This is a genomic window from Lysinibacillus sp. NPDC096382, assembly GCF_044762845.1.
Classification (GTDB): domain Bacteria; phylum Bacillota; class Bacilli; order Bacillales_A; family Planococcaceae; genus Lysinibacillus.
This window is the reverse complement of record NZ_JBIWFC010000002.1, coordinates 360,316-382,200: the sequence shown is the minus strand read 5'-3', so window position 1 is coordinate 382,200 and position 21,885 is coordinate 360,316. Positions and strand designations below refer to the sequence as shown.

Genomic DNA, 21,885 nt, shown 5'->3' with positions numbered 1-21,885 from the left:
AACATTTATTCTGAGATGATTAAAAACAAACGTTCTAGCGACAGTGGATCAATGTAATAAAGTGATTACGTTTTTATTTTTATATTCTAATTTTTAACAATATTTACAATTATAAAAAAGTATTGAAAATTTTGGTTCTTTATGTAAAGATATGATTGTACTTCAAAATCGAAAGGGGATATGATATGAAAAACACAAAGCACGTTATTAATCCAAAAGGTTTTCGATTTAATGTATTAAGTTTTGCTGTGGTTTTAATGCTTACTATTTGTACATTTTTTGTAAGCGGAAATACAACTACGTTAGCTGCACCTGTCTCTGTGTATTTAAGTGATGAGTTAACGCCAGTATCAGTTACAGGAGATATAGAGCAAATGACACCTGATTATTTTTCTTATAATAAAAACCAATCGTTTTATAAAACACAGTTATCTATTAAAGGTGTGAAATATGAAAAAGGGATTGGCTCGCATTCAAATAGTTCAATTAAGTATAATTTGAATGGACAGTATACTAAATTTACAGTTGATGTAGGAATAGATGATCAAGTAGCGCCAGGTCATGGTTCTGTGAATTTTGTGATAATTGTCGATGGTAAAATTTTGTATATAAGTCCGGTAAAAAAATCAAACGAACCAGCTGAACATGTAGAAGTAGATATTGCTGGAAAAAATACACTTGAGTTAGTTGCGTTTAATGCAAATGATAATATTGACAATGATCATGCCGACTGGGCAGATGCGAAATTGTTTAAATAAAAAATACAAGTCACTTGCGAATGTAGAGTTTGGTTTCAAACTTGAAGAAAAAACAGCATTTCGTCAAATTGCTAAACAGGTTATTACCCATGTAGACCGAGATATTATATGGGTCGAGCCAAGATTGCACTGTAAAGAGTAGTATCTCGAAAAAACAAGTACAGGATCATTATGAATTGTCTCTTTTAAAGGATTTAATTTCGAAAAAGTCCCCGAAGCAATAAACTAATAACCAGGTGCTCGATTGAGCACCTGGTTATTGCATGTTCTTATAATATTGCAATTGCTCTGACAGGAGCACCATCAGCATTTTCGTATTTCATTGGTAGGGCATAAAACGTGAACAGTTCATTGCCGATTTCACCGAGCTTAGTTAAATTTTCAACGATGACAAAATTAGAATTAAATAGCACTTTCTTATGATTTGTTAAACTTGTCATTGAGTCGATGCTTATGACATCGAGTCCTACACCTTTTTTATTACTTTGAATTAAGTATTCAGCAACCTCTTCTGTCATGTGAGGGTAGTCACCAAAATACTTATCTGTTCCCCAGTATTGATCCCACCCAGTATAAAATAAAAGAAAATCAGCTTGATCAGCTCTTTTCTTCACTTTATTTATTCTGTCTAAAGTTATTTTTTGACCTTCTGTAAGATCACTACAATCGATGACCAAACCTTTACCTACAAATTGTTCCACTGAGATTAAATCTAATGTAATACCGTCTTTAAAAATATGATTTGGCGCATCCATATGCGTGCCAGTATGTGAAGTCAAAGTTAAAGCTGTTTCTTTAAATCCGTCAGATTCATGATTACATATTATTTTTATTGATGGTTGATCAGTGCCTGGGTAGACTGTTATTTTTTCAGTTAATGTGTGAGTTAAATCAATAATCTTCATTATTATACCTCGCTGTAATTAAGATTTATTAATTGTACCATTTAAAAAAGCCACTTTGTTAGGTTTAAATAACCGCTAAGCGGATAACACAGATTCGTTATCTCCAGCTTAGCGGTTTTTATATACCTATATCCAAAGAGGTACAAGGAAGAAATATATCTGTCGCTGCGTTTTCGGCACTAAAGACGTTTACATAAAGAAATTAAAAGCTTCATCTATATCTTTTCGTCCGCATATAGTAAAATAAAAGACTGTATACAAAAAGTAGTATGGCTACAAGCGGATGTCATGGGATCGGAAAGTAGTTAAAAAGGATGTTAGCCTAAAAAACATCGCATCCATGCGATAACGGCTAACTGACCTGCAACTTGTTGTTGCTGTCGCTGCGCTTCGCACAGACAAAATCCGTTGCTGTCGCTGCGTTAGCACGCTTTTGCGCAAACAACATCTGCAGGCCTAAGTACAAAGTCGATTCCGGACGCAATTATGCTAATGCCTAATTGATGGAATAGGAGAATTAATGTGAAACAACAAACAATCATTTTAACCGGTGGAGGGACAGCTGGTCATGTATCGCTCAATCAAGCGATACTCCCGTCTTTACAAGAGCTAGGTTATGATGTCCACTATATTGGCTCAGACGAGGGCATTGAAAAAGAATTAATAGGCGAGGCGTTTCCAAGTGTTCCGTTTTACGGTATTTCAAGTGGGAAATTGCGTCGTTATTTCTCGATGAAAAATTTTACAGATCCTTTTAAAGTGCTTGCTGGAATTATGCAGGCTTTTCGTATTATCAAAAAAGTGAAACCCCAAGTGATTTTTTCAAAGGGTGGCTTTGTTTCTGTACCCGTTGTCATGGCTGCAAAACTTGCTGGTGTTCCTGTAGTCATTCATGAATCAGATGTTACACCTGGCTTGGCCAATAAAATTGCGCTACCATTTGCATCACACATTTTTACGATTTTTGAAGAAACCTTGCAGCACTTACCGAAAGAAAAGGCAACTTGCACAGGCTCCATTATTCGCCAAGAGTTATTTATGGGAGATCGAGCAAAAGGGTTATCATTATGTGGCTTTACAACATTAAAACCTGTTCTTCTTGTGATGGGTGGGAGTCTAGGCTCAGTTGTCTTGAACGACGCGCTCCGTCAAAATATACCGGAGCTTGTAAAACAGTTTCAGATCATTCATTTATGTGGTAAAGGAAATTACGACAAATCATTAGAATCTACGCCTGGTTACAAGCAGTTTGAATATGTGACAACAGAATTACCGGATTTATTACATGCGGCAAACTTTATCGTCTCACGTGCTGGCTCCAATTCGATTTTTGAATTTTTAGCACTTCATAAACCGATGTTATTAGTACCATTATCTGCACAAAAAAGTCGTGGTGACCAAATATTAAATGCCAACTTATTTAAAAGACAGGGTTACGCGGAAGTATTGCAAGAGGAAGAGTTAACAAAGGAATCCTTTAAAAAATCGGTTCATGTGTTAACAGAGCGTAAAGCAGAAATGGTTGCAATAATGGAGAAAACTCAAAGACCGAAGACGCCAGAAGAAATGGCGAAATTGATTTTACACTATAAAAAGTAGATTTGGTAGTCAGTGCCTATTGCAAAGTTTGTACTTAAGCACAATACAGCAATTAATATTAGCAAAAACAGAAAAAAGCTATGTGCATGTCATCAAGACTGAACACATAGCTTTTTTTATGAAAATCCATAGTAGATTACATCGCTTGTTCTTCGCCTTCTGCCAATTGATTGGCTGTTGTAAGATAGAACAAGTCTTTTGGAATTTTATATAAATTAAATTGCGCCTCACCGCTATTAACCTGTGTTAATAATGTTGGGTGACTTTCATTCGCACTCATAATATAGGGTAGCTTTAAGGCTGCACGCTGTGATTTTATATTTTCAACACGAATACGGAGAAATACCGTATGGAAGTTATAGTCAAAAAAAAGTTCATTCAAAAAAAGCATTTTCGCCTTTTGGTTATAACCTTGCCCTTGATAAGGGAGTCCAATCCACGTTCCTAAAAAGCCTGCACCATCCTCGACATCATGAATGCTAATGGTGCCGATTGGTTGACCCCAATCATCAGTAATTGTCCTTGAAATAGCGAGTCCCTTCGCTTCTTCTTCAATCAGTTGTTTTGTCATAAACCAATATTCATCAGCTGATGTAGCTTTTTGACGGACAAAAGGGAGAACAGAAGGGTGTGATAACAGCTCATAGAGCTCAGTACATTCATGTAGGTCTCGATGTTTAAGCATACGAAACGCCTCCTTTACTAGGGTAGTTAAAACAATTCCTTTAAAACATAAAGAAGAAAACTAAAATTCGTACTGGAATTAAAACCCAAAGAACTAGACGTTAAAACTATGATATCCATAATCTCCCGCTGTCTTACTGATTTTTCGACCATACCGAAAAAAGGCTAGTTTTTTTAATATAATATAACAATCATACTGCTTTATGCAATCATTTTCCTTGCTGAAACAAAAAATAAGTTTATTAGTCGGTAAATTCTGAAAAAATAAATAATTGCATAAATAGTTAAAAATTGTTTTATATAATTTCGGGGATCATTAAGTCTAAAATATCATTTTTAAGAGTAGAAATACTTGAAAAGTGTTTCTTTAGAATTACGTTATTTCATCGAAAGAGGTAAAATATCAAAAAATAACCTTAAAAGGATAAATTTATTTCGATTCGAGAAAGGTGATTCTTTTAAATTATGTTATAATAGTAGTATTGATTTTTTTGTATATACAAAAGCTATTTAAAAATTTTATATTAATATTAACGACTTATAGGGGTGACAGCATGGAATATCTTTTAAGCGAAGATTTATTTAATGAATTGTTTATTGGCAAAGATTTTGTCTTTTTAATGAAAAAAGTGGGAGACGATTATCAATATATTCGCTTAAATAAAGCAGCTCGAGCTTTGTTATCACATGAGACGATTGGGAAAATGCTTTCTACCCTTACCTCAAGTCGGAAAAATTTTTCTATAATTCAAGAAAACTACAATCAAGCGATTGCAAAGCATAGTCAAGTTGATTATGTGGATTATGCCTTTTATAAATCAGAAGTTCGTAAATATGAGACATCTGTTCGACCGATTAAACATAATAATGAAGACTATGTTTTAGCCATAACAAAAGAAATTCTCTATGATCGTAGTATCGAAGATAAGTTTTTATTTCTTCGTTCAATGTTTGACCATGCTTCTTTTTCTACGGTCATCTTATCAGCTGAAGGGTCTATCTATGAGGTGAACTCCAGCTTCACGGAAGACTTTGAATTAGATACAGAAACGGTTAAACAGCAATTATTCGTCGATCTACCAATTGTTCCTAAAGATGAAGTAGGGAAAATCCAGAGCTATTTACAAAGAGCAGCTATGGGCGAAAATATTGGCGAAAAATTCATCAAGCTTCATACACTGGATAAAAAAGAGCGCATGTATTTAGTTTCACTATCTCCGGTTATGCAATGGGATAATTCATTTGCTATTTTTCTTCTCATGCAGGATTGCACACAATTCACTGAACAAAAAGCAGAGTTACGCTCAAAATCTCATGGTTTAGAGGTTTTTAAAGCTGCTCTAAATTCAGCAGCTTCCATTGCTGTTTTGGATAGTAATGCTAATATTCTAGAAATTAATGATTTGTTTTTAAATGCGACTGGCTTCACGGCAGAAGAGCTAATAGGTCAGCCTTATAAATTAATAGAGCCTCGTTACAATGCAGAAGACTTATTACAATTAATTAAAACAACGCTAAAAGCGGGGGATATTTGGCGAGGCGAGCTATGCTACCGTACAAAATTCCATGCTGATTTTTGGGTAGAAGCATCTATAGTTCCATTAAAGAATGAATTCGGGGAGACAGAACAATATTTATCCATTAACTATGATATTACGGACAAGAAAAGAATGTTAACGGAATTGAAAAATATTGAACGCACATTCCGTCTTATTACAGAAAATACAAATGATTTGATCGTCATTACAAACGAAGATGGCATCATTATTTATGCCTCGCCTTCCTATGAGATTTTCTTAGGCTACGAAAATGTAGAATTACAAGGTCAGTTTTATAGTAACATTGTTGATGAACAAAGTAAGAAGTCTTGGCAAACATTTTTAAATAATTATTCAGGCCAAACGGAAACGCAGTTTGAGCTACTGTTGAGGGCGAAGGACGGCACGCCTGTTTGGACTGAAGGAAACGTAACAGTTGTTCATGATCCTGAACGCGAAAAAGTTTCACAAATTATGATGGTATCCCGTGAAATAACGCATCGTAAGGAACGAGAGAATGATTTATTATATTTAGCTTATCACGATACGTTAACACAACTACCAAATCGTCGTTTTTTACAAAAGGAGTCTCCGAAACTATTGGTAGAAGCGCAAGAACGGAATGAGTGTTTAGCTATGCTTTATATCGATGGGGATGACTTTAAGCGAGTTAATGATCGGTACGGCCATGACACGGGGGATGACTTTATCCGAATGTTTGGCCAAGTTTTAATTACGGCTGTACGTAACCATGATTTAGTTATACGAATGGGTGGCGATGAATTTGTTGTCGTCCTAACAGGTTTAACTCGGAATGATGAGACGAGACATACACAAATAATGGATATTATTAATCGCATTCGGAATGAACTGAAAAAGGGTTGGACAATTGAAAGTCATTACTTTGCTCCAACTGCTTCCATTGGTATCGCTTATTATCCGGATCACGGTCACACACTAAATGAATTGCTAGAATTAGCAGATCAAGCTTTATATAAAGCAAAGGAAATTGGAAAAAATAATCTCTATATTGCTGACGCCTAAGCATTTATGTCTCGGCATAATTGCTGCTGATGCTTCGTTTTCGCTGCAGAAAGAAGTTAAAAAAAGTCTGTACAAACAAGTAGTTACTTGTGGTACAGACTTTTTGTTTGATGTTATGCTATAACAGTATTAAAGAGGAAACCCCTCATAGTTATTTTAGAATAGAAGGTGAAGAAATGCCTAAAAAGTTACTCTTAGTGGAAGATGAGAAGCATATTGCTCGTTTCGTGGAGCTAGAATTAAAGCATGAAGGTTACGATGTATTCGTCGCATTTGATGGACGTGAAGGACTAGAGCTAGCTTCATCTGATAATTTTGATGTACTATTATTAGATGTCATGCTTCCGGGAATAAATGGAATTGAAATTTGTCGTCGAATACGCACGCAGTCAAAGGTTCCTATTATATTGTTAACGGCCCGAGATGCTGTAATGGATCGTGTAGCTGGCTTAGATGCTGGCGCAGATGACTACATAGTAAAACCATTCGCTATTGAAGAACTATTAGCTAGAATTCGTACAATAATACGTCGGGTGACACCTGATGAAAAAATTGGGGGTTCATTACATTTTCGTGATATCGAAATGGATGTAGCGGCCTATGAAGTATTTGTTCAAGAGAAAAAGCTTGATTTAACGAAAACAGAATATGATTTATTGAAATTATTGCTAGAGCATAAAAATAAAGTTTGTACACGAGAGCTAATTTTAACCTCTGTTTGGGGGTATGATACGGATATAGAGACTAATGTCGTAGATGTATATATTCGGCATTTGCGAAATAAACTACCGGGTGATATGAATGCCTATATCGAAACCGTTCGTGGGGTTGGGTACGTGATGCGTGAATGAAAAAATGGAAAGGTTATTTAGTCAATCAGTCATTACAAAGAAAATGGATGCTAACATCTAGTGCTGTTATTTTTTTTAGCTATACAATTATTTGTATTGTCGTATATATTTCACTTCATACATGGTTATCAAATGACGAAGCAAGTAAAATCAAACGAACAAGCGATGATTTAGTATATTTTTTAGAGTCACAGGGACCGAATCTTACTATTCAGGAAATTAAGCAAAATAAAGGTCTTATAGATTCTATTGCTGATCGTGATCAAACGATTAGAATGTTTAATTCAGATGGCGTTCAGATTCTTCGTATTAATAATACCTCTCAGGCTGCACCTCTAACCTCAATGGGGGAAATTGTTGATATGACGATTGATAAAAAAGATGTCTTAGTCATTAATGAACCAATTCAACTTGGTTTCTTTCAAGGATATATTCAGGTGATTCATCCATTATCAAAGTTCCAGTCTTTGATGCATTATTTATTGACGACAATGCTAATAGCAGGCATAGGAGCATTATTGTTATCAGCATCTATTGGCTATTATCTTGCCAATTATTTAATGAAACCATTACGAGAGTTACGTTCATCCATGAAAACCGTTATGGATAAAGGATTTAATGAACCAATTCAATTAACTTACACGTCTCATGATGAGATTGGTGATTTATTGAAAATGTACAATGCGATGATGAATGAATTGCAAATATCATTTACAAAGCAGCAACAATTTGTTGCAGATGCTTCTCATGAGTTACGGACGCCTATCCAAGCAATTGAAGGACATCTGTCCCTTTTGAAAAGATGGGGGAAAGATGATCCAGAAATTTTAGAGGAATCTATTGAAACTTCATTAACTGAAATTGCACGGATGCGTAAAATGATCGAAGAATTACTAGAACTTGCACGACGTGAAGAAAAGGACATCCAAAGTGAGGCTGATGCAGTAGCTGTTATAGAAGCGGTTATAGAGGACACAAGACTCCTTCATCCGGATGCTCGAATATTGCTGTCGAAAGATGAAGAAATAGGACGATTATTTATAACAGAAAATGCACTTAGCCAAATCGTTCGTAATATAATAGAAAATGCAATTCGTTATTGTGAAAAAATTCCTGAGATTCAAATTTCACTATCTGTCATAGAACAGGAAGTGTCAGTTAAGATAGAAGATAATGGCATTGGTATAGCGGAAGAAAACATTCCATACATTTTCGATCGCTTTTATCGAGTTGATGAGGCAAGAAATCGTCAAATAGGCGGTACAGGCTTAGGGCTTAGTATTACAAAAATGTTACTTGAAAAATACAATTGTTCTGTGGAAGTCAAGAGTATTAAAAATGTTGGAACCGTTTTCTTGCTGAAATTCCCGCTGAAATATTGAGAAAAATACATGCTTTATTTAATTATTTCATCCTTTGGGAGAAAAATTGCTTAATTTGCTAAAAAGAGTTGTATTTTTTGTGAAGAGTAGTAAGATTGAGATGGAAAAAACGTTCTTTAAATAATGGATAAGATGTCAAACATCCTTTAAAAGAACGGAAAAATATTATATAATTAATTGTAATTTAATTAATGGAACTGCCGAAAGGCAAAATTTGGAGGTCATTTTTCATGTCGAACAACGTTACAACTGTAAGTTCTCCATGGTCAGCTTTCTCTGGTCCTAACCTAGGATATGTGATGGAGCAATACGACTTATTCTTACAGTCTCCTGAAGAAGTAGAACCGGAGTTAGTATTATTATTCCAACAATTTGGTGCACCAGTAGTAGTAGTAGAAGGTGAAGTGGCTGTAGCTAGTAATACAGCAGCAGCTCCTGCTGGCGATTACAAGAAAGTGTTAGCAGCTGTGAAATTAGCAGATGCGATCCGTACAAACGGTCATTTAGCGGCAGATATTTACCCTTTGAAAAACCGCGAACTACAAACAGCTCAAATTGAAGAAAGCGCGTTCAACCTTAGCGCTGCAGATTTAGCTGAAATTCCTGCAGCTATCTTCTTCAAAGATGTGCCAGCAAACGTGAAAAATGGTAAAGATGCAATCGATTACTTAAAATCTGTTTATACAGATAAAGTAGCATTTGAATATAATCACGTAGTAGCAACAGAAGAACGTGATTGGATTCAAGCACAAATTGAAACAGGTTCATTCAAACAAGCATTAGCTTCTAATGAGAAAAAAGCTTTATTAGATCGTTTAACTCGTGTTGAAAACTTCGAGAAGTTTATTCATAAAACGTTTGTAGGTCAAAAGCGTTTCTCTGGTGAAGGTTTAGATACTCAAATTATTCTATTTGATGAAATTTTAAAAACAGCTGAAGCAAATAACGTAGAAAAAGTACGTATTGGTATGGCTCACCGTGGTCGTTTAAATGTATTAACACACATTTTAAATAAACCATACGATATGATGTTCTCTGACTTTGCACACGTATCAAATGAGTTATTTATGCCAGAAAATGGTCGCCTTGAAATTACTAAAGGTTGGACTGGCGATGTTAAGTACCACATGGGTGCTTCATATATGCGTGAATCTGGTCTTAATGTTAAGCTTGCTTACAACCCATCTCACTTAGAAGTAGGAAATCCGGTTGTTTTAGGTACTGCTCGTGCAGCACAAGATGACACTTCTAAACCAGGGCAAGCTGTTCATAACCGCACAAAAGGATTAGGTATTCTTGTGCACGGTGACGCTGCGTTTCCAGGTCAAGGTATCGTAACAGAAGTATTAAACTTCGCAAAAACTGAAGGGTTCACTACTGGTGGTACAGTCCACATCATTGCTAACAACATGATTGGATTTACAACTGAACTACAAGATTCTCGCTCATCTGTTTACTCTTCTGACCCTGCAAAAGGTTACGAAGTACCAGTTGTGCATGTGAATGCAGATAGCCCTGAGTCTGTAGCACTAGTAGGTCGTTTCGCAGCTAGCTACCGTCAAAAATTCGGTAAAGATATCATCGTTGACCTAATCGGTTACCGTCGTCATGGTCACAATGAAACTGATGATCCAACTGTAACAAACCCTGAAACATATAAATTAGTTTCTAATCATGAGCCAGTTCGTGCTATATACGGTGCTCAATTAGCAGCTGAGGGTGTAGTTTCTGCTGATGAAGTTGCAGCATTAGATCAAGCTATCTATGCAGAAATGCAAGCAGCTTATGATCATGTGAAAGAAATGGCAGATAAAGATGAACACAAGCATATAGAAATGCCTGAAGAATTAAAAGTAGAATTCCCACAAATTGATACAGCAGTTGGTGCGGAACGTCTAGGAAAAATTAACGAAGAGCTTTTAGTGTTTGAAGATAACTTTGAACCACAGAAAAAACTTGGTAAAATTTTAGAAAAACGCCGTGATGCATTTGCTTCTGCAAAAATTGACTGGGGTCATGCAGAAACTCTAGCTTATGCAACAATTATTCAAGATGGCACACCAGTACGTTTTACAGGTCAAGATGCACAACGTGGTACGTTCTCTCAACGTCACTTAGTGTTACATGACAAAAACAATGGTAAATTATTCACGCCACTTCACCATATTTCAGGTGCAAATGCATCATTTACAGTACACAACTCTCCACTGACAGAAGCAGGGGTAGTGGGCTTTGAATATGGTTACAATATAGAAAATGACCATGTACTATCAGTTTGGGAAGCACAATTTGGTGACTTCGCTAACATGGCACAAGTTATGTTCGATAACTTTATTTCAGGTGCACGTGCTAAATGGGGTCAAAAATCTGGTTTAGTCATTCTTTTACCACATGGTTATGAAGGTCAAGGTCCAGAACACTCTTCAAGCCGTATGGAACGTTTCTTACAAATGTCAGCTGAAAATAACTGGTTCGTAGCAAACTGCTCAAACGCAGGTAACTACTACCACTTATTACGTCGTCAAGCAGCATTATTAGGTACAGAAGGCGTTCGTCCACTTGTGGTTGTATCACCTAAGTACTTACTTCGTCACCCATTAGCTGCAGCGAATGCTGATCAATTAGCAAATGGTTCATTCCAAGAAGTAATTGAGCAACCAGGCCTTGGTTCAAAACCAGAAGCTGTAGAGCGCATTGTTTTAGGTTCAGGTAAAGTCATGATCGACATTGCAGACCGTATTAAAGACGGTGAAGGCTTCGATCACCTACACATTACTCGTGTAGAACAACTTTACCCATTCCCAAAAGAGCAAGTTGCTGGTATTATTGCTAAGTATCCTAATGTAAAAGAAATCGTTTGGGTACAAGAAGAACCTAAAAACCAAGGTTCTTGGAATTATGCGTTAGAAACATTACACGACCTTTCAGAAGGTAAAAAGCTACGTTATGTAGGCCGTCCTGCAATGAGCTCGACTTCTGAAGGTGATGCAGATTCTCATAAAGCAGCTCAAGCCGCACTTGTAGAAGAAGCAGTTGCTGAGCCTGTAAAGGTTAAATAATAATAACATATTAATTTTTGAGAGCCGGGCTACTTGCTAAGGCAGTAGCCCTTTTATGTGCATAATGCACGTTAATTAAAGGAGGAAATGAAAGTGGCTGAAATTAAAGTCCCTGAATTAGCAGAATCGATTACAGAAGGTAGTATCGCACAATGGGTAAAAAAAGTGGGCGATCGCGTTGAAAAAGGTGAATTCATCGTTGAACTTGAAACAGACAAAGTAAACGCTGAAATCATTTCTGAAGAAGCGGGAGTTTTAACTCAAATTTTAGCTGAAGAAGGCGATACGGTACTTGTTGGTCAAGTCATCGCAGTAGTAGAAGCTGGCGAAGGTGCAGCACCTGCTCCAGCGGCACTAGTTGCAGCAGCTCCAGCTCCAACAGCGCCACAAGCGGCACCTGCTCCTGTTGCAGCAGCTCCAGTTGTAGAAGAAACTACTGGTGAGCGTGTAATCGCATCTCCTGCAGCTCGTAAACTAGCTCGCGAAAAAGGTATTGACCTTGCTGCTGTATCTCCAGTAGATCCACAAGGCCGTGTACGTGTACAAGACGTAGCAGCTCATGGTACAGCTCCAGTAGCAGCACCACAAGCAGCTCCAGCAGCACCTAAAGCAGTTGCAGCTGTAGATGAGTCACGTGTAACAATTGAAAAAATGAGCCGTCGTCGCCAAACAATTGCAAAACGCTTACTTGAAGTAAAACAATCTACAGCAATGTTAACTACATTCAACGAAGTAGATATGACAAACGTTATGGCTTTACGTTCTCGTAAAAAAGACCAATTCTTCGAGTCAACTGGCTCTAAACTTGGTTTCATGTCATTCTTCACAAAAGCTGTAGTTGCAGCACTTAAAAAATACCCATATGTTAACGCACAAATCTTTGGTGATGAAATTCACTTAAACAACTTCTTTGATATCGGTGTAGCTGTATCAACAGAAGAAGGTTTAGTAGTACCAGTTGTACGTGACGCTGACCGCAAAAACTTTGCTGAAATTGAAGATTCAATTGCAGACCTAGCGAAAAAAGCACGCGACAAGAAATTAGGTTTAGCAGATCTTCAAGGTGGCTCATTCACAATTACAAATGGAGGCGTATTCGGTTCATTAATGTCTACACCTATCATGAATGGTACACAAGCTGGTATCCTTGGTATGCATACTATCAAAAAACGTCCAGTTGAAGTGAATGGTGAAGTAGAAATTCGCCCAATGATGTACTTAGCACTTTCTTATGACCACCGTATTATCGATGGTAAAGATTCTGTAGGCTTCCTTAAAACTGTTAAAGAACTACTTGAAAACCCAGAAGATTTATTATTAAATTCTTAATTCCTGAGTTTATAAAGCCCTGCGAACAATGTTTGCAGGGTTTTTTTCTTTTTTGAGGAAGCGATGGATAGCAGAGCTGAATCGACGGATAGAAGAACCAAGGTGACGGATAGCATTGATAGCGACGGAGACTCTTTCGGCAAAGCGGCAGTCTTAATGATTTTCACCCTTTTCAAAGGAGTAAAAGGCATTTAAAGGAATGAAAAACCCTAATATTGTAATTAGTCAGAAAAGTAATAAAATTATCTTGACGAACTTATTAACTTTATAGTAGTATCTTAATATCAATTAAATATACAAACCTCACTTTTAATTATTGTGAGGTAGAGGCGCGGTATTTATTAGTTCATTGTTGAGTTCAAGCAAGCGAAGACGCAATGGAGAAGGAACTATCGCCGAAGTATAAAAGGAGCTCGTACTTTTATACTGGGTCTGCAGTGAATAAGTGCAGGACTGTCCTAGTAAATTATTTTCCAGGTTTACTAGGTTGTGCTATCTCGAAATGATGGAATTATAGTGAGGATTTGGGCAACTGTTAAAAAAAGTAAGACCTAAGTTCAGTACTTAGGTCTTTTTTGGTACAGTTGTCTTATTTTTTTACAGAAAAGGGGAATGTTACATGAAAAGACAATTGTTAGTATTAATGTTGACTGTCATGACTGTAATTTTGCTAGCAGCTTGTGGTGCTGGTGACAAAAAGGCTACGACGTCATCTAGTAATGACGGCAACAAGACGAATACGGAAGAAGGCGGTGGCCAATTTCGTGTTGGGATGGAAGCAGGTTATGCTCCGTTTAACTGGACACAGCAGGATGATGCAAATGGTGCAGTGAAAATTGCGGATAATGCAGAATATGCCGGTGGTTATGATGTGCAAATGGCGAAAAAAATCGCTGAGGGCTTAGGAAAAGAATTAGTTATCGTTAAATTGGAATGGGATGGCTTAGTACCAGCGTTACAATCCAATAAAATTGATGCAATCATTGCTGGTATGTCACCTACTAAAGAGCGTAAGCAAACAGTTGATTTCACTGAAAACTACTATACATCTGATTTTGTTATGGTCATAAAAAAAGGCAGTAAATATGAAAAAGCAACTTCTATCCAAGATTTTTCTGGTGCTAAAATTACATCACAATTAAATACATCGAACTACAATGTCATCGATCAAATCAAAGATGTAAAAAAACAAACTGCAATGGATAATTTCCCGGCGATGCGTGTTGCATTAGAAGCTGGAAAAATTGACGGCTATGTAGCAGAACGTCCAGAAGGTATTTCTGCTGCTGCTGCAAATGATAAGTTCACGTATGTGAAGTTTGAAAAGGGCTTCGATACAGATATTTCAAATACATCCATTGCAGTTGGTTTACGTAAAGGCGATGCAGATCTTGAAAAAATAAATGAAGTCTTAAAAGGTATTTCTGAAGCTGATCGCCAAAAAATTATGGAAGAAGCCATTCACCAACAACCAGCAGCCCAATAACATGATGGCACGGGCTATCTATTAGTCCGTGCCATATATTACAATTTATACAATAAGAATCTCTCAAAATAATAATAATGTCTTTGCTAAATGTTTCATAAAATAAAAGAAACAAAGGCTCCAGAAAAGACACGATACTGTAACGAACAAGCAACACGACGTAGTTAGGAGGAACATCATGAGTTTTGAATGGATTATTTCTATTGTTGAGAACAACTGGCAAATGTTTTTACGAGGTACGTATTATACATTACTTATTTCTATTAGTAGTACAATTATTGGTGCACTTATCGGATTTTTCATCGGAATTATGCATACCATAAAGGATCGTAAAAAAGGTGTAAAGTTCTATAGCTTAAAGCTCATTAATTTTATACTAACATGCTATGTCGAATTTTTCCGTGGTACACCAATGATTGTACAAGCGATGGTTGTATTTTACGGGTTAGATATGGCATTCGGCATTGATATGCACTTTATTACGGCAGGTATTTTAGTTGTTTCATTAAACACAGGTGCTTATATGGCTGAAATTGTACGTGGTGGTATTGTATCCATTGATAAAGGGCAGTACGAGGCCGCATCGGCCATTGGTATGAACCATTTTCAAATTATGCTACATGTTGTATTACCACAAGTTGCACGAAATATATTGCCTGCAACAGGTAATCAATTAATTATGAATATTAAAGATACAGCCGTATTAAACGTTATTGGGGTTACGGAATTATACTTCCAAACAAAATCGATTGCAGGTAATAACTTCCGCTATTTTGAATCCTTCTTTGTAGCTTGCGTCCTTTATTTCATTATGACATTCACAGCATCAAGAATATTACTGTATATTGAAAAACGACTAGATGGACCAGATGCATACCGAAAAGAACAGAAAGAAGCAATATAGGGGGACGAACAGATGACAGTTATTAAAATAGAGCATTTAAGTAAATCATTTGGACGTAACCAAGTGTTAAAGGATGTTAATTTCCAAGTAGAAAAGGGTGAGGTTGTCTGCTTAATCGGTTCTTCCGGTTCTGGTAAATCAACACTACTACGCTGCATTAATTTACTGGAAACTCCAAGTGGTGGTCAAATTATTTACAAAGGTGAAAACATTTTAGACGAAAAGCATAATATCCAAGAATACCGTACACATTTAGGTATGGTATTCCAGCAATTTAACTTATTCAACAACCATAATGTGCTACAAAATTGTACAGTTGGTCAAATGAAAGTATTAAAGCGTTCAAAGGTAGAAGCAGAGGAAGTTGCTTTAAAATATTTGCAAATTGTTGGTATGGATCAATATGTTAATGCGAAGCCAAGACAACTATCTGGCGGTCAAAAACAGCGTGTAGCGATTGCACGAGCATTGTCAATGAGCCCAGATGTAATGTTGTTTGATGAACCGACATCAGCACTGGATCCAGAGATGGTCGGTGAAGTGTTGAAGGTAATGCGTCAACTAGCGGATGCTGGGAATACGATGTTAATTGTTACACATGAAATGGAATTTGCCAAAGAAGTAGCGGATCGCGTCGTATTTATGGATAAAGGTGTAATTGTAGAGGAAGGACCACCATCACAGGTATTAGTAAACCCTCAACATGAACGGACAAAAGAGTTTTTAAAACGAACATTAAAATAACGATTGGTTACAATAACAAAAAAAGTGAGTCCAAATGAATGGGCTCACTTATTTTCTAGAATTCCATTCTGCGTATAAAATAAAGCAAATTGCAAAGGCAACGGCTAGGATAAAAAACCATTGCGGTACACCACCAAAGCTCATAGTAACACCTCGAAGTAAAAATTTTTATTATGGATATGGTTAAATAACGATAGTTTTGAAGAAAATATGATCTTCTATGGTTTTTTTCTCCACAAAAGTTCAAAAATATTATAAAATAAGCAGTAGACATTAGCTTCGTGCTAGTAAAGAGAGGTAGAGAGATTATGTTACATTTAAAATGGAAAGATGCTCCGACAGTACGCACAGTTACTTGTAAGCATACTAATGCATCAAAATATTTAGTTTCAAACGTATTAACAGTAGGGAAACAATATGATGTGAAAAATGAAACAGAAGAATTCATTTTTATTATCGATAACACTGATAATATCGGTGGCTACTATAAAGAATATTTCGAATAAAATTCAAAGGGTGGTTCAGATTTTTCTGAGCCACCCTTCTTTGTTGGAAAAAGGGAATCATTCCTTCTTAAAGGTTTTTAATTCAGCTACATCCTGTAATTGCTGTTTTTCCTGTTCTGTAGCTGTATGAAGGGCAAAGACATCTTTAATAGCTGTCTTCAGCTCATGTTGTGTTTCTTTGAATTTCGATACTTGCTGTTCAAAGGAAGGGCTCGTAAATCGATCATTTGTACGAGATAATCTTTCCTCTAGCTGAGCGTAGTGATGATCCATATGCATAGATAACATCATGGCCAACTGGTTTTTCCACAATGGAATGAGCGTAACGATGGAAAATTCAATTTTTTCCGCTAATGTTTGATTAGACTGCTGAATCATGCGTATTTGTGGTGCAGTTTGTAAGGCAACTTGCTGCGATACTTGTAAGTCATAAATACGTTGATCTAGACGTTCAATTTGAGCGGCAAAATCATTAAGTTGTTGGATAGCTAGTGGCTGTTTCGTTGCTTGTACACTAGTCACTTTTTCAGGAAGCTCAACTTCAATGGCTTGCTGCTTCTTCATTTGTCCTGCTGCAATAGCGGTCGCTAACTCCTCGAAGAATCCTCTATTATGTGCATAAAGTCCTTCTAGCATTTCCACATCTCTTATCATTTGAAGCTGTGCACGTTCAAGTTGAACACCAATTCGTTCTACCTGGATACTTATACGTTCAAACTCCGTTAATGTTTGCTTAACAGTAGGCTCAATTTTACCAAACATTTTTTTAAAAAAGGACTGCTTTTTTGGTTCTAATGCGTTAGGGTCCACACGGTCTAACGTTTGCATTAATGAGTCTAACATTTGGCCAATTTTTGTGACATCTTTTTGTTTGACTTGTGCAAGCATTCGATCAGCAAATTGGGAAAGCGATCGCTGTGAATCTTGCCCTAAAGACAGGACTGACTCGAAGTTTGTCAGGTCAAGCTGACTAGCGTATAGAAGTGCACGACTTTGTGCAAGAGGCGATAGCGTATCATACGTCGCCATCGCCTCATTATTTGGAGTTGTTTCTAAATAAGATTGCACAAGTGGGGAAAGACCTTGTATTGTATTTAGTTGAAATGCGTGATCATTTGCTGTCATTTATCATCGCCTCGCCACTCCAATTGTTCTTTTCGTCTTATATTTGAACGATTCGCAAATTCTATTTCCATTTGAAGATGGTCAATATCGTTGGAAAGCGCATCCTTTAAATCAATTTGAATCGTATCATTTAAATCTGTAAGTGTTTCTCTTGTTTTCGATAATGTAATTTGGATTTCCTTATCCTTCACAGGCTGTCTCGATAACATCGTATATTTATCCGTTAATTCGACAGCGGAAGGGAGATGTGCATAAAAAAATTCTTCAACATTATAAAATTTTCGTGGATCTGTTTTAACTACTTTCACGATATTTTTTGAAATACGTGTCATTTCAAGTAATTGCTTAAATGCAGAAACTGAACGTACACGTAAGTAGTTTTGACTTAATGTTTGAATATTTTTATTGGCTGCTGTAAGTTGTGATTCAATATGTTTGTATTCTTCTTTTGTTATACCTGCTATTTGCATGAATTTCTTTTTCTGTCTATATTTCAATAACGCAGTACTCGACGCGTATGTTCCAGCAAACAATATACCACCAAGGAAGTATCCTGGACTTGCCGCAATTGCTGTGATAGAAACAGTTGTGAGAGAAATTAAGAAGCTAGCGGTATGTCTAGAGAAAAACTGTCCGACACTGAGCATGTTTCTTCCTCCTAGCATTTAAATATGTCTATATTCTTATACGAAATAATCGACATAAAGTTTCAATGAAATAATAATCCTTACATAAATTTTACTGCTATTTGTAAAGTTTCTCAATGATATTACTTAAGAACAAGAAAATCCTTTGCTTTATTAGGAAGAAAAGGGGACAAACGAAAAAGAAGTCAAACAAAATGTCCGACATTGTTGTTTCATCTATTACTCGGGTAGGTAATAAAGGGCCTATTTGGAGTAATCGATTTCATTATATATATTGTATTCAAAATTATAGTAATTCGCGAATTACTTCACATGTTGTTAGTCAATTTTTTCTCTCTTAATGGTTAAACATTAGTATTGTTTTTTCGTCTGTTGTTGATTCTCGTCATGGCGTTAAAATTATTTTATAAAATTAATAAGCGTATTCGAGATTTTATTCTCAAAATACGCTTACATATCGAGTAGTGATACACGCCGATTTTAAGTCATTCATTAGACTGGAAATGCATTAATTGTTCTGTCGAAACATCCCACCTACCTTTGGGCTAGTACCTTCACGGAAATCGGAAAGGAGCTTCTTATACAAGCACAAAGCCGAACCCGGACGCATGGTTTTTCTGTAGCGAAAGCAACAAAAGTTTTCTGTGCGAAAGCGAAGCGACAGCAACAATTTTGCTGAGCCATAATTGATTTTCAATTGAATGAAAAATAACATTGTTAAATATGTTAAACAACTTTATAATAGTGTTAATTAAATCCAATTGTTAAAATTTTTTCATGTACTTAGGTGTTTTTCAATTTCTCATGTAACAAAGATTGCGCCATAAAGATGACTTCATAGGTAAAAAGGGAGAGTCTACCATATGCAAAAAAACACAAACAATAAGATTGAACTCATTGATACTAAAATCATGTTAGAGAAATACAAAGAAGATATAGAATTAATTCAAAAGTCATTAAAAAAACTTGAGTTGGAAATTAGGTTTTTGCAAAGTGAAGGTTTAGTTGAAATAGAAAAATTGAGTAGCGACATAAGTAAGTTGCAATTACTTTCAACGAGTATAAAATTTAAAGCTAAATGTCTTATCTGTAATAACAGTAAAACCATTGAGACATTAACGACAAAATAAAATATTGATATCAAGTCACATCTAATTTATTGTGGCTTTTTATTGTGCTTTATATTTCTTGTGATGACATTCGGTTCCATATATTCTATGATTAGTGTGGAAGGTGGTGCCAAATATGAGAGAAAATTTAGAACAGATTACAATCAGCTTTTGTGAACAAAACGGAGATATAATTATGACGTATGACATCAACAACTCTCTATCAGCTCTGATTCCGAACGTTGGTGATGTAGTTAATATGGATGATAATTACAGGGCAGTGAGTGAAAGAGCTTTTACTTACAGTCCAAGAAGTATCATAGTTACAATCTATTTAGAAGAATTATAATTGGGACTTCAAAGTCATACTCATTATGAGTTGTGGCTTTTTATTATGACAAGAAACCCGATGGATGTATCGCATGAACTTTGGGATTTGAATGATAAATCGACGTGGAAGTGTCTTACATACGCTCTCACTTGCATACAGTGTTTGGAAGCGAAAATTCGAAAGGATGTGAGGGCAAATGAAAGTAACGGTTAAAGAATGGCGTGTAATGTCTGATCATAACAAACAATTACTTTTAAAAGCGGTAGCAACTAAATAAAGCATAGATAAAAAGAGGAATGAGAACCCAATACGTATTAGAAAATGCAGTGCTAGAAAGTTCAATTAAGAGTTGTCCAGCAGGCAACATCTCATTAAATGGATAAAAATGATGAAATCACTCATAAAGGTTGGCATGAGAACAGTGGAATGGTGTAAGTAGCTATTTTAGATAAGGCATCTAAATAATTATTTGCTACGGCTGGTGTTTTTTGTGAAGGGAAAATAAAAGGACTGGGGAATTAACCTCAATCCTAATTAAATTTGCCCCCAATAACCTTAGACATTGTTGGTATTCCTACACTATAAAAACAAAAGAGCCAGACTAAACAATGTCTGACAACACAGTTTCATCTAGGCTCAATGAGTGTTAAATGACTCATAAATCAAGGTAATTCCACTTATATAGTTTCACTAAAATTCATTAAGTCGTATTCAATCGTATTCAAAATCGTATTCAAATCTAACTAAATATTAATGTAGTTTGCGAATTTTTGAATTGCTTCACCTTTTGCTTTTTTGGTAACATGAGTGTAAATATTTAAAGTTGTGTTGATGTTGTTATGTCCTAGACGTTCTTGGACCTCTTTGATAGTAGCATCTGCTTCGAACATCAATGAACAATGAGTATGTCTTAAACCGTGAGGAGAGATTTTCTCCAACCCATATTTATTTTGGACCGACAGCATCCATTTTTGTGGAATGGCTAGCTGCAGATATTCATTGTACTTATTACTAAATACAAGTTGATCTGGTCTTAATGTGTTATATCCTAATTTAAAGTAATCTTGTTTTTGTCTTTTTTTCCATTCATCTAAAATATCCAGTGTTTTTTGATCCATCTCAATTGTGCGAATGGATTTTTTTGTTTTGGGCGGTTTCACTAAAAGGCGACCTTTTAAACCTCGTGACAAAGTTTTATTGATACGAATTTCGTGTGTTTTGAAATTTATATCATTCCATGTTAAAGCTTCAACTAAGAAGCTTGAAGAGTCTGCGAATAGGGTTGAAGAAGCTACAAAAGAATTAGACAATAACGAAATTAGTACAGTTATAACAGAATTAGAAGAACGGCTTTATTCAATTCTTCAAGATATGCAAAAAGGTCTTCATGAAAATATTACTACTAATTTTGAGCCACTAAAAAGCTTTATGAATCTACAAAAGGGAAGTACTAATCAGGATAAAACATTACAGGTTTTAACAGCTGAAGAATGGCAAAGATATATACATAATGTAGTTATTAAAGAACTAGTAACTGAAGGTATGACATTAGTATACGCATGCTTCCTATATGAAAATGATTTGGATTTTTTACCAGAAAAAACCAGAGATTGGTTCAAAGCTGTCGTTAAAAAAGATATCGAAGCTGAAGCATATTCGAATATTATTCACGCTCAAATGAGGCTGTTAGCGTCATTAAATGTGTTAACAATTAGAAATGAAGGGGATGGTGGAGTTAAATTTACATACATTAATCAGACAGTGCTTAATGAAATTAAACCAATCTTAGAAGAACCGAAAGGAGATGTAAAAAATATGGTAACTAGCTTAAAAAGAGCTTTTAAGATTGAATAAGACAATTAATAAAATCTAAGAAGTCACATC

The 21,885-nt window shown here is 35.9% G+C and carries 19 protein-coding genes and 1 riboswitch; of the genes, 14 read left to right on the top strand and 5 right to left on the bottom strand.

Features of this window, described 5'->3' with window-relative positions; translation table 11 throughout:
* Positions 1-185: 185 nt before the first annotated feature.
* A complete protein-coding gene (locus ACIQZA_RS05625) occupies positions 186-758 on the top strand; it encodes an NPCBM/NEW2 domain-containing protein (protein ID WP_402880355.1) in 573 nt (190 codons plus the stop codon).
* A 269-nt stretch (positions 759-1,027) separates the two neighbouring features.
* Here ACIQZA_RS05625 and ACIQZA_RS05620 read toward each other — a convergent pair whose 3' ends face one another.
* Positions 1,028-1,663: a cyclase family protein gene (locus ACIQZA_RS05620; protein ID WP_402880357.1), complete on the bottom strand. Its 636-nt coding sequence runs from the start codon at positions 1,661-1,663 to the stop codon at positions 1,028-1,030.
* A gap of 522 nt (positions 1,664-2,185) precedes the next feature.
* On the opposite strand from ACIQZA_RS05620, the gene ACIQZA_RS05615 reads away from it, so the two are divergent.
* The gene (locus ACIQZA_RS05615; protein ID WP_400933349.1) at positions 2,186-3,262 is read left to right on the top strand and encodes an undecaprenyldiphospho-muramoylpentapeptide beta-N-acetylglucosaminyltransferase; all 1,077 of its coding nucleotides are present in this window, start codon (positions 2,186-2,188) and stop codon (positions 3,260-3,262) included.
* Positions 3,263-3,398: 136 nt separating this feature from the next.
* On the opposite strand, the gene ACIQZA_RS05610 is transcribed toward ACIQZA_RS05615, so the two are convergent.
* Positions 3,399-3,947 (bottom strand): GNAT family N-acetyltransferase, encoded by a 549-nt coding sequence (locus ACIQZA_RS05610; RefSeq protein WP_142508034.1) that lies wholly within the window; start codon positions 3,945-3,947, stop codon positions 3,399-3,401.
* Positions 3,948-4,500: 553 nt separating this feature from the next.
* Between ACIQZA_RS05610 and ACIQZA_RS05605 the strand changes: the two genes are divergently transcribed.
* The 9 genes from ACIQZA_RS05605 to ACIQZA_RS05565 all read left to right on the top strand — a co-directional run bounded on the left by ACIQZA_RS05605 (position 4,501) and on the right by ACIQZA_RS05565 (position 16,789).
* Positions 4,501-6,528: a diguanylate cyclase domain-containing protein gene (locus tag ACIQZA_RS05605; RefSeq protein WP_402880359.1), complete on the top strand. Its 2,028-nt coding sequence runs from the start codon at positions 4,501-4,503 to the stop codon at positions 6,526-6,528.
* Between the two features lie 176 nt (positions 6,529-6,704).
* On the top strand, positions 6,705-7,379 hold the full coding sequence (locus ACIQZA_RS05600) for a response regulator transcription factor (protein ID WP_402880361.1): 675 nt from the start codon (positions 6,705-6,707) through the stop codon (positions 7,377-7,379).
* Positions 7,376-8,761 (top strand): sensor histidine kinase, encoded by a 1,386-nt coding sequence (locus tag ACIQZA_RS05595; protein WP_142508037.1) that lies wholly within the window; start codon positions 7,376-7,378, stop codon positions 8,759-8,761. The genes ACIQZA_RS05600 and ACIQZA_RS05595 overlap by 4 nt, the downstream gene beginning before the upstream one ends.
* A 230-nt stretch (positions 8,762-8,991) precedes the next feature.
* Entirely contained in the window at positions 8,992-11,820 is a 2,829-nt protein-coding gene (locus ACIQZA_RS05590) for a 2-oxoglutarate dehydrogenase E1 component (RefSeq protein ID WP_400933340.1), read from the top strand.
* Between the two features lie 93 nt (positions 11,821-11,913).
* Complete coding sequence (gene odhB, locus ACIQZA_RS05585) at positions 11,914-13,149, top strand: 2-oxoglutarate dehydrogenase complex dihydrolipoyllysine-residue succinyltransferase (RefSeq protein ID WP_402880364.1); 1,236 nt, start codon at positions 11,914-11,916, stop codon at positions 13,147-13,149.
* 316 nt (positions 13,150-13,465) lie between these two features.
* A riboswitch (Lysine riboswitch) is annotated at positions 13,466-13,652 on the top strand.
* Between the two features lie 116 nt (positions 13,653-13,768).
* Positions 13,769-14,635 carry a transporter substrate-binding domain-containing protein gene (locus tag ACIQZA_RS05580; RefSeq protein ID WP_402880365.1) on the top strand — a complete coding sequence of 289 codons (867 nt, stop codon included), beginning with the start codon at positions 13,769-13,771 and terminating at the stop codon, positions 14,633-14,635.
* A gap of 178 nt (positions 14,636-14,813) precedes the next feature.
* The gene (locus ACIQZA_RS05575; protein WP_402880367.1) at positions 14,814-15,539 is read left to right on the top strand and encodes an amino acid ABC transporter permease; all 726 of its coding nucleotides are present in this window, start codon (positions 14,814-14,816) and stop codon (positions 15,537-15,539) included.
* Between the two features lie 12 nt (positions 15,540-15,551).
* Positions 15,552-16,283, top strand: a complete 732-nt coding sequence (locus tag ACIQZA_RS05570) for an amino acid ABC transporter ATP-binding protein (protein ID WP_400933332.1) — start codon at positions 15,552-15,554, stop codon at positions 16,281-16,283.
* Between the two features lie 308 nt (positions 16,284-16,591).
* On the top strand, positions 16,592-16,789 hold the full coding sequence (locus ACIQZA_RS05565; protein ID WP_402880368.1) for a DUF6501 family protein: 198 nt from the start codon (positions 16,592-16,594) through the stop codon (positions 16,787-16,789).
* A 57-nt stretch (positions 16,790-16,846) separates the two neighbouring features.
* On the opposite strand, the gene ACIQZA_RS05560 is transcribed toward ACIQZA_RS05565, so the two are convergent.
* Together ACIQZA_RS05560 and ACIQZA_RS05555 are read right to left on the bottom strand one after the other, a co-directional pair.
* Positions 16,847-17,914, bottom strand: coding sequence for a toxic anion resistance protein (locus ACIQZA_RS05560; protein WP_400933329.1), 1,068 nt, complete (start codon positions 17,912-17,914; stop codon positions 16,847-16,849).
* Positions 17,911-18,561 (bottom strand): 5-bromo-4-chloroindolyl phosphate hydrolysis family protein, encoded by a 651-nt coding sequence (locus tag ACIQZA_RS05555; protein WP_400933327.1) that lies wholly within the window; start codon positions 18,559-18,561, stop codon positions 17,911-17,913. Before ACIQZA_RS05555 ends, ACIQZA_RS05560 begins: the two co-directional genes overlap by 4 nt.
* Positions 18,562-19,424: 863 nt before the next feature.
* Here ACIQZA_RS05555 and ACIQZA_RS05550 point away from each other — a divergent pair.
* Both ACIQZA_RS05550 and ACIQZA_RS05545 read left to right on the top strand, forming a co-directional pair.
* Positions 19,425-19,691: a hypothetical protein gene (locus ACIQZA_RS05550; RefSeq protein ID WP_400933325.1), complete on the top strand. Its 267-nt coding sequence runs from the start codon at positions 19,425-19,427 to the stop codon at positions 19,689-19,691.
* Positions 19,692-19,806: 115 nt separating this feature from the next.
* Complete coding sequence (locus ACIQZA_RS05545) at positions 19,807-20,019, top strand: hypothetical protein (protein WP_400933323.1); 213 nt, start codon at positions 19,807-19,809, stop codon at positions 20,017-20,019.
* 725 nt (positions 20,020-20,744) lie between these two features.
* Here the strand turns inward: ACIQZA_RS05545 and ACIQZA_RS05540 are convergent.
* Positions 20,745-21,191, bottom strand: coding sequence for a site-specific integrase (locus ACIQZA_RS05540; RefSeq protein WP_400933321.1), 447 nt, complete (start codon positions 21,189-21,191; stop codon positions 20,745-20,747).
* Between ACIQZA_RS05540 and ACIQZA_RS05535 the strand changes: the two genes are divergently transcribed.
* Positions 21,148-21,855, top strand: coding sequence for a hypothetical protein (locus ACIQZA_RS05535; RefSeq protein ID WP_400934062.1), 708 nt, complete (start codon positions 21,148-21,150; stop codon positions 21,853-21,855). The two genes, ACIQZA_RS05540 and ACIQZA_RS05535, sit on opposite strands and share 44 nt — an antisense overlap.
* Positions 21,856-21,885 lie beyond the last annotated feature (30 nt).

What these genes read in the sequence shown, in the direction of transcription:
- ACIQZA_RS05605 (WP_402880359.1), top strand. Translation starts at nt 4,501, where the DNA reads ATGGAATATCTTTTAAGCGAAGATTTATTTAATGAATTGTTTATTGGC.
- ACIQZA_RS05600 (WP_402880361.1), top strand. Translation starts at nt 6,705, where the DNA reads ATGCCTAAAAAGTTACTCTTAGTGGAAGATGAGAAGCATATTGCTCGT.
- ACIQZA_RS05570 (WP_400933332.1), top strand. Translation starts at nt 15,552, where the DNA reads ATGACAGTTATTAAAATAGAGCATTTAAGTAAATCATTTGGACGTAAC.
- ACIQZA_RS05545 (WP_400933323.1), top strand. Translation starts at nt 19,807, where the DNA reads ATGAGAGAAAATTTAGAACAGATTACAATCAGCTTTTGTGAACAAAAC.
- ACIQZA_RS05590 (WP_400933340.1), top strand. Translation starts at nt 8,992, where the DNA reads ATGTCGAACAACGTTACAACTGTAAGTTCTCCATGGTCAGCTTTCTCT.
- ACIQZA_RS05595 (WP_142508037.1), top strand. Translation starts at nt 7,376, where the DNA reads ATGAAAAAATGGAAAGGTTATTTAGTCAATCAGTCATTACAAAGAAAA.
- ACIQZA_RS05575 (WP_402880367.1), top strand. Translation starts at nt 14,814, where the DNA reads ATGAGTTTTGAATGGATTATTTCTATTGTTGAGAACAACTGGCAAATG.
- ACIQZA_RS05555 (WP_400933327.1), bottom strand. Translation starts at nt 18,561, where the DNA reads ATGCTCAGTGTCGGACAGTTTTTCTCTAGACATACCGCTAGCTTCTTA.
- ACIQZA_RS05610 (WP_142508034.1), bottom strand. Translation starts at nt 3,947, where the DNA reads ATGCTTAAACATCGAGACCTACATGAATGTACTGAGCTCTATGAGCTG.
- ACIQZA_RS05565 (WP_402880368.1), top strand. Translation starts at nt 16,592, where the DNA reads ATGTTACATTTAAAATGGAAAGATGCTCCGACAGTACGCACAGTTACT.
- ACIQZA_RS05550 (WP_400933325.1), top strand. Translation starts at nt 19,425, where the DNA reads ATGCAAAAAAACACAAACAATAAGATTGAACTCATTGATACTAAAATC.
- ACIQZA_RS05620 (WP_402880357.1), bottom strand. Translation starts at nt 1,663, where the DNA reads ATGAAGATTATTGATTTAACTCACACATTAACTGAAAAAATAACAGTC.
- ACIQZA_RS05560 (WP_400933329.1), bottom strand. Translation starts at nt 17,914, where the DNA reads ATGACAGCAAATGATCACGCATTTCAACTAAATACAATACAAGGTCTT.
- ACIQZA_RS05625 (WP_402880355.1), top strand. Translation starts at nt 186, where the DNA reads ATGAAAAACACAAAGCACGTTATTAATCCAAAAGGTTTTCGATTTAAT.
- ACIQZA_RS05580 (WP_402880365.1), top strand. Translation starts at nt 13,769, where the DNA reads ATGAAAAGACAATTGTTAGTATTAATGTTGACTGTCATGACTGTAATT.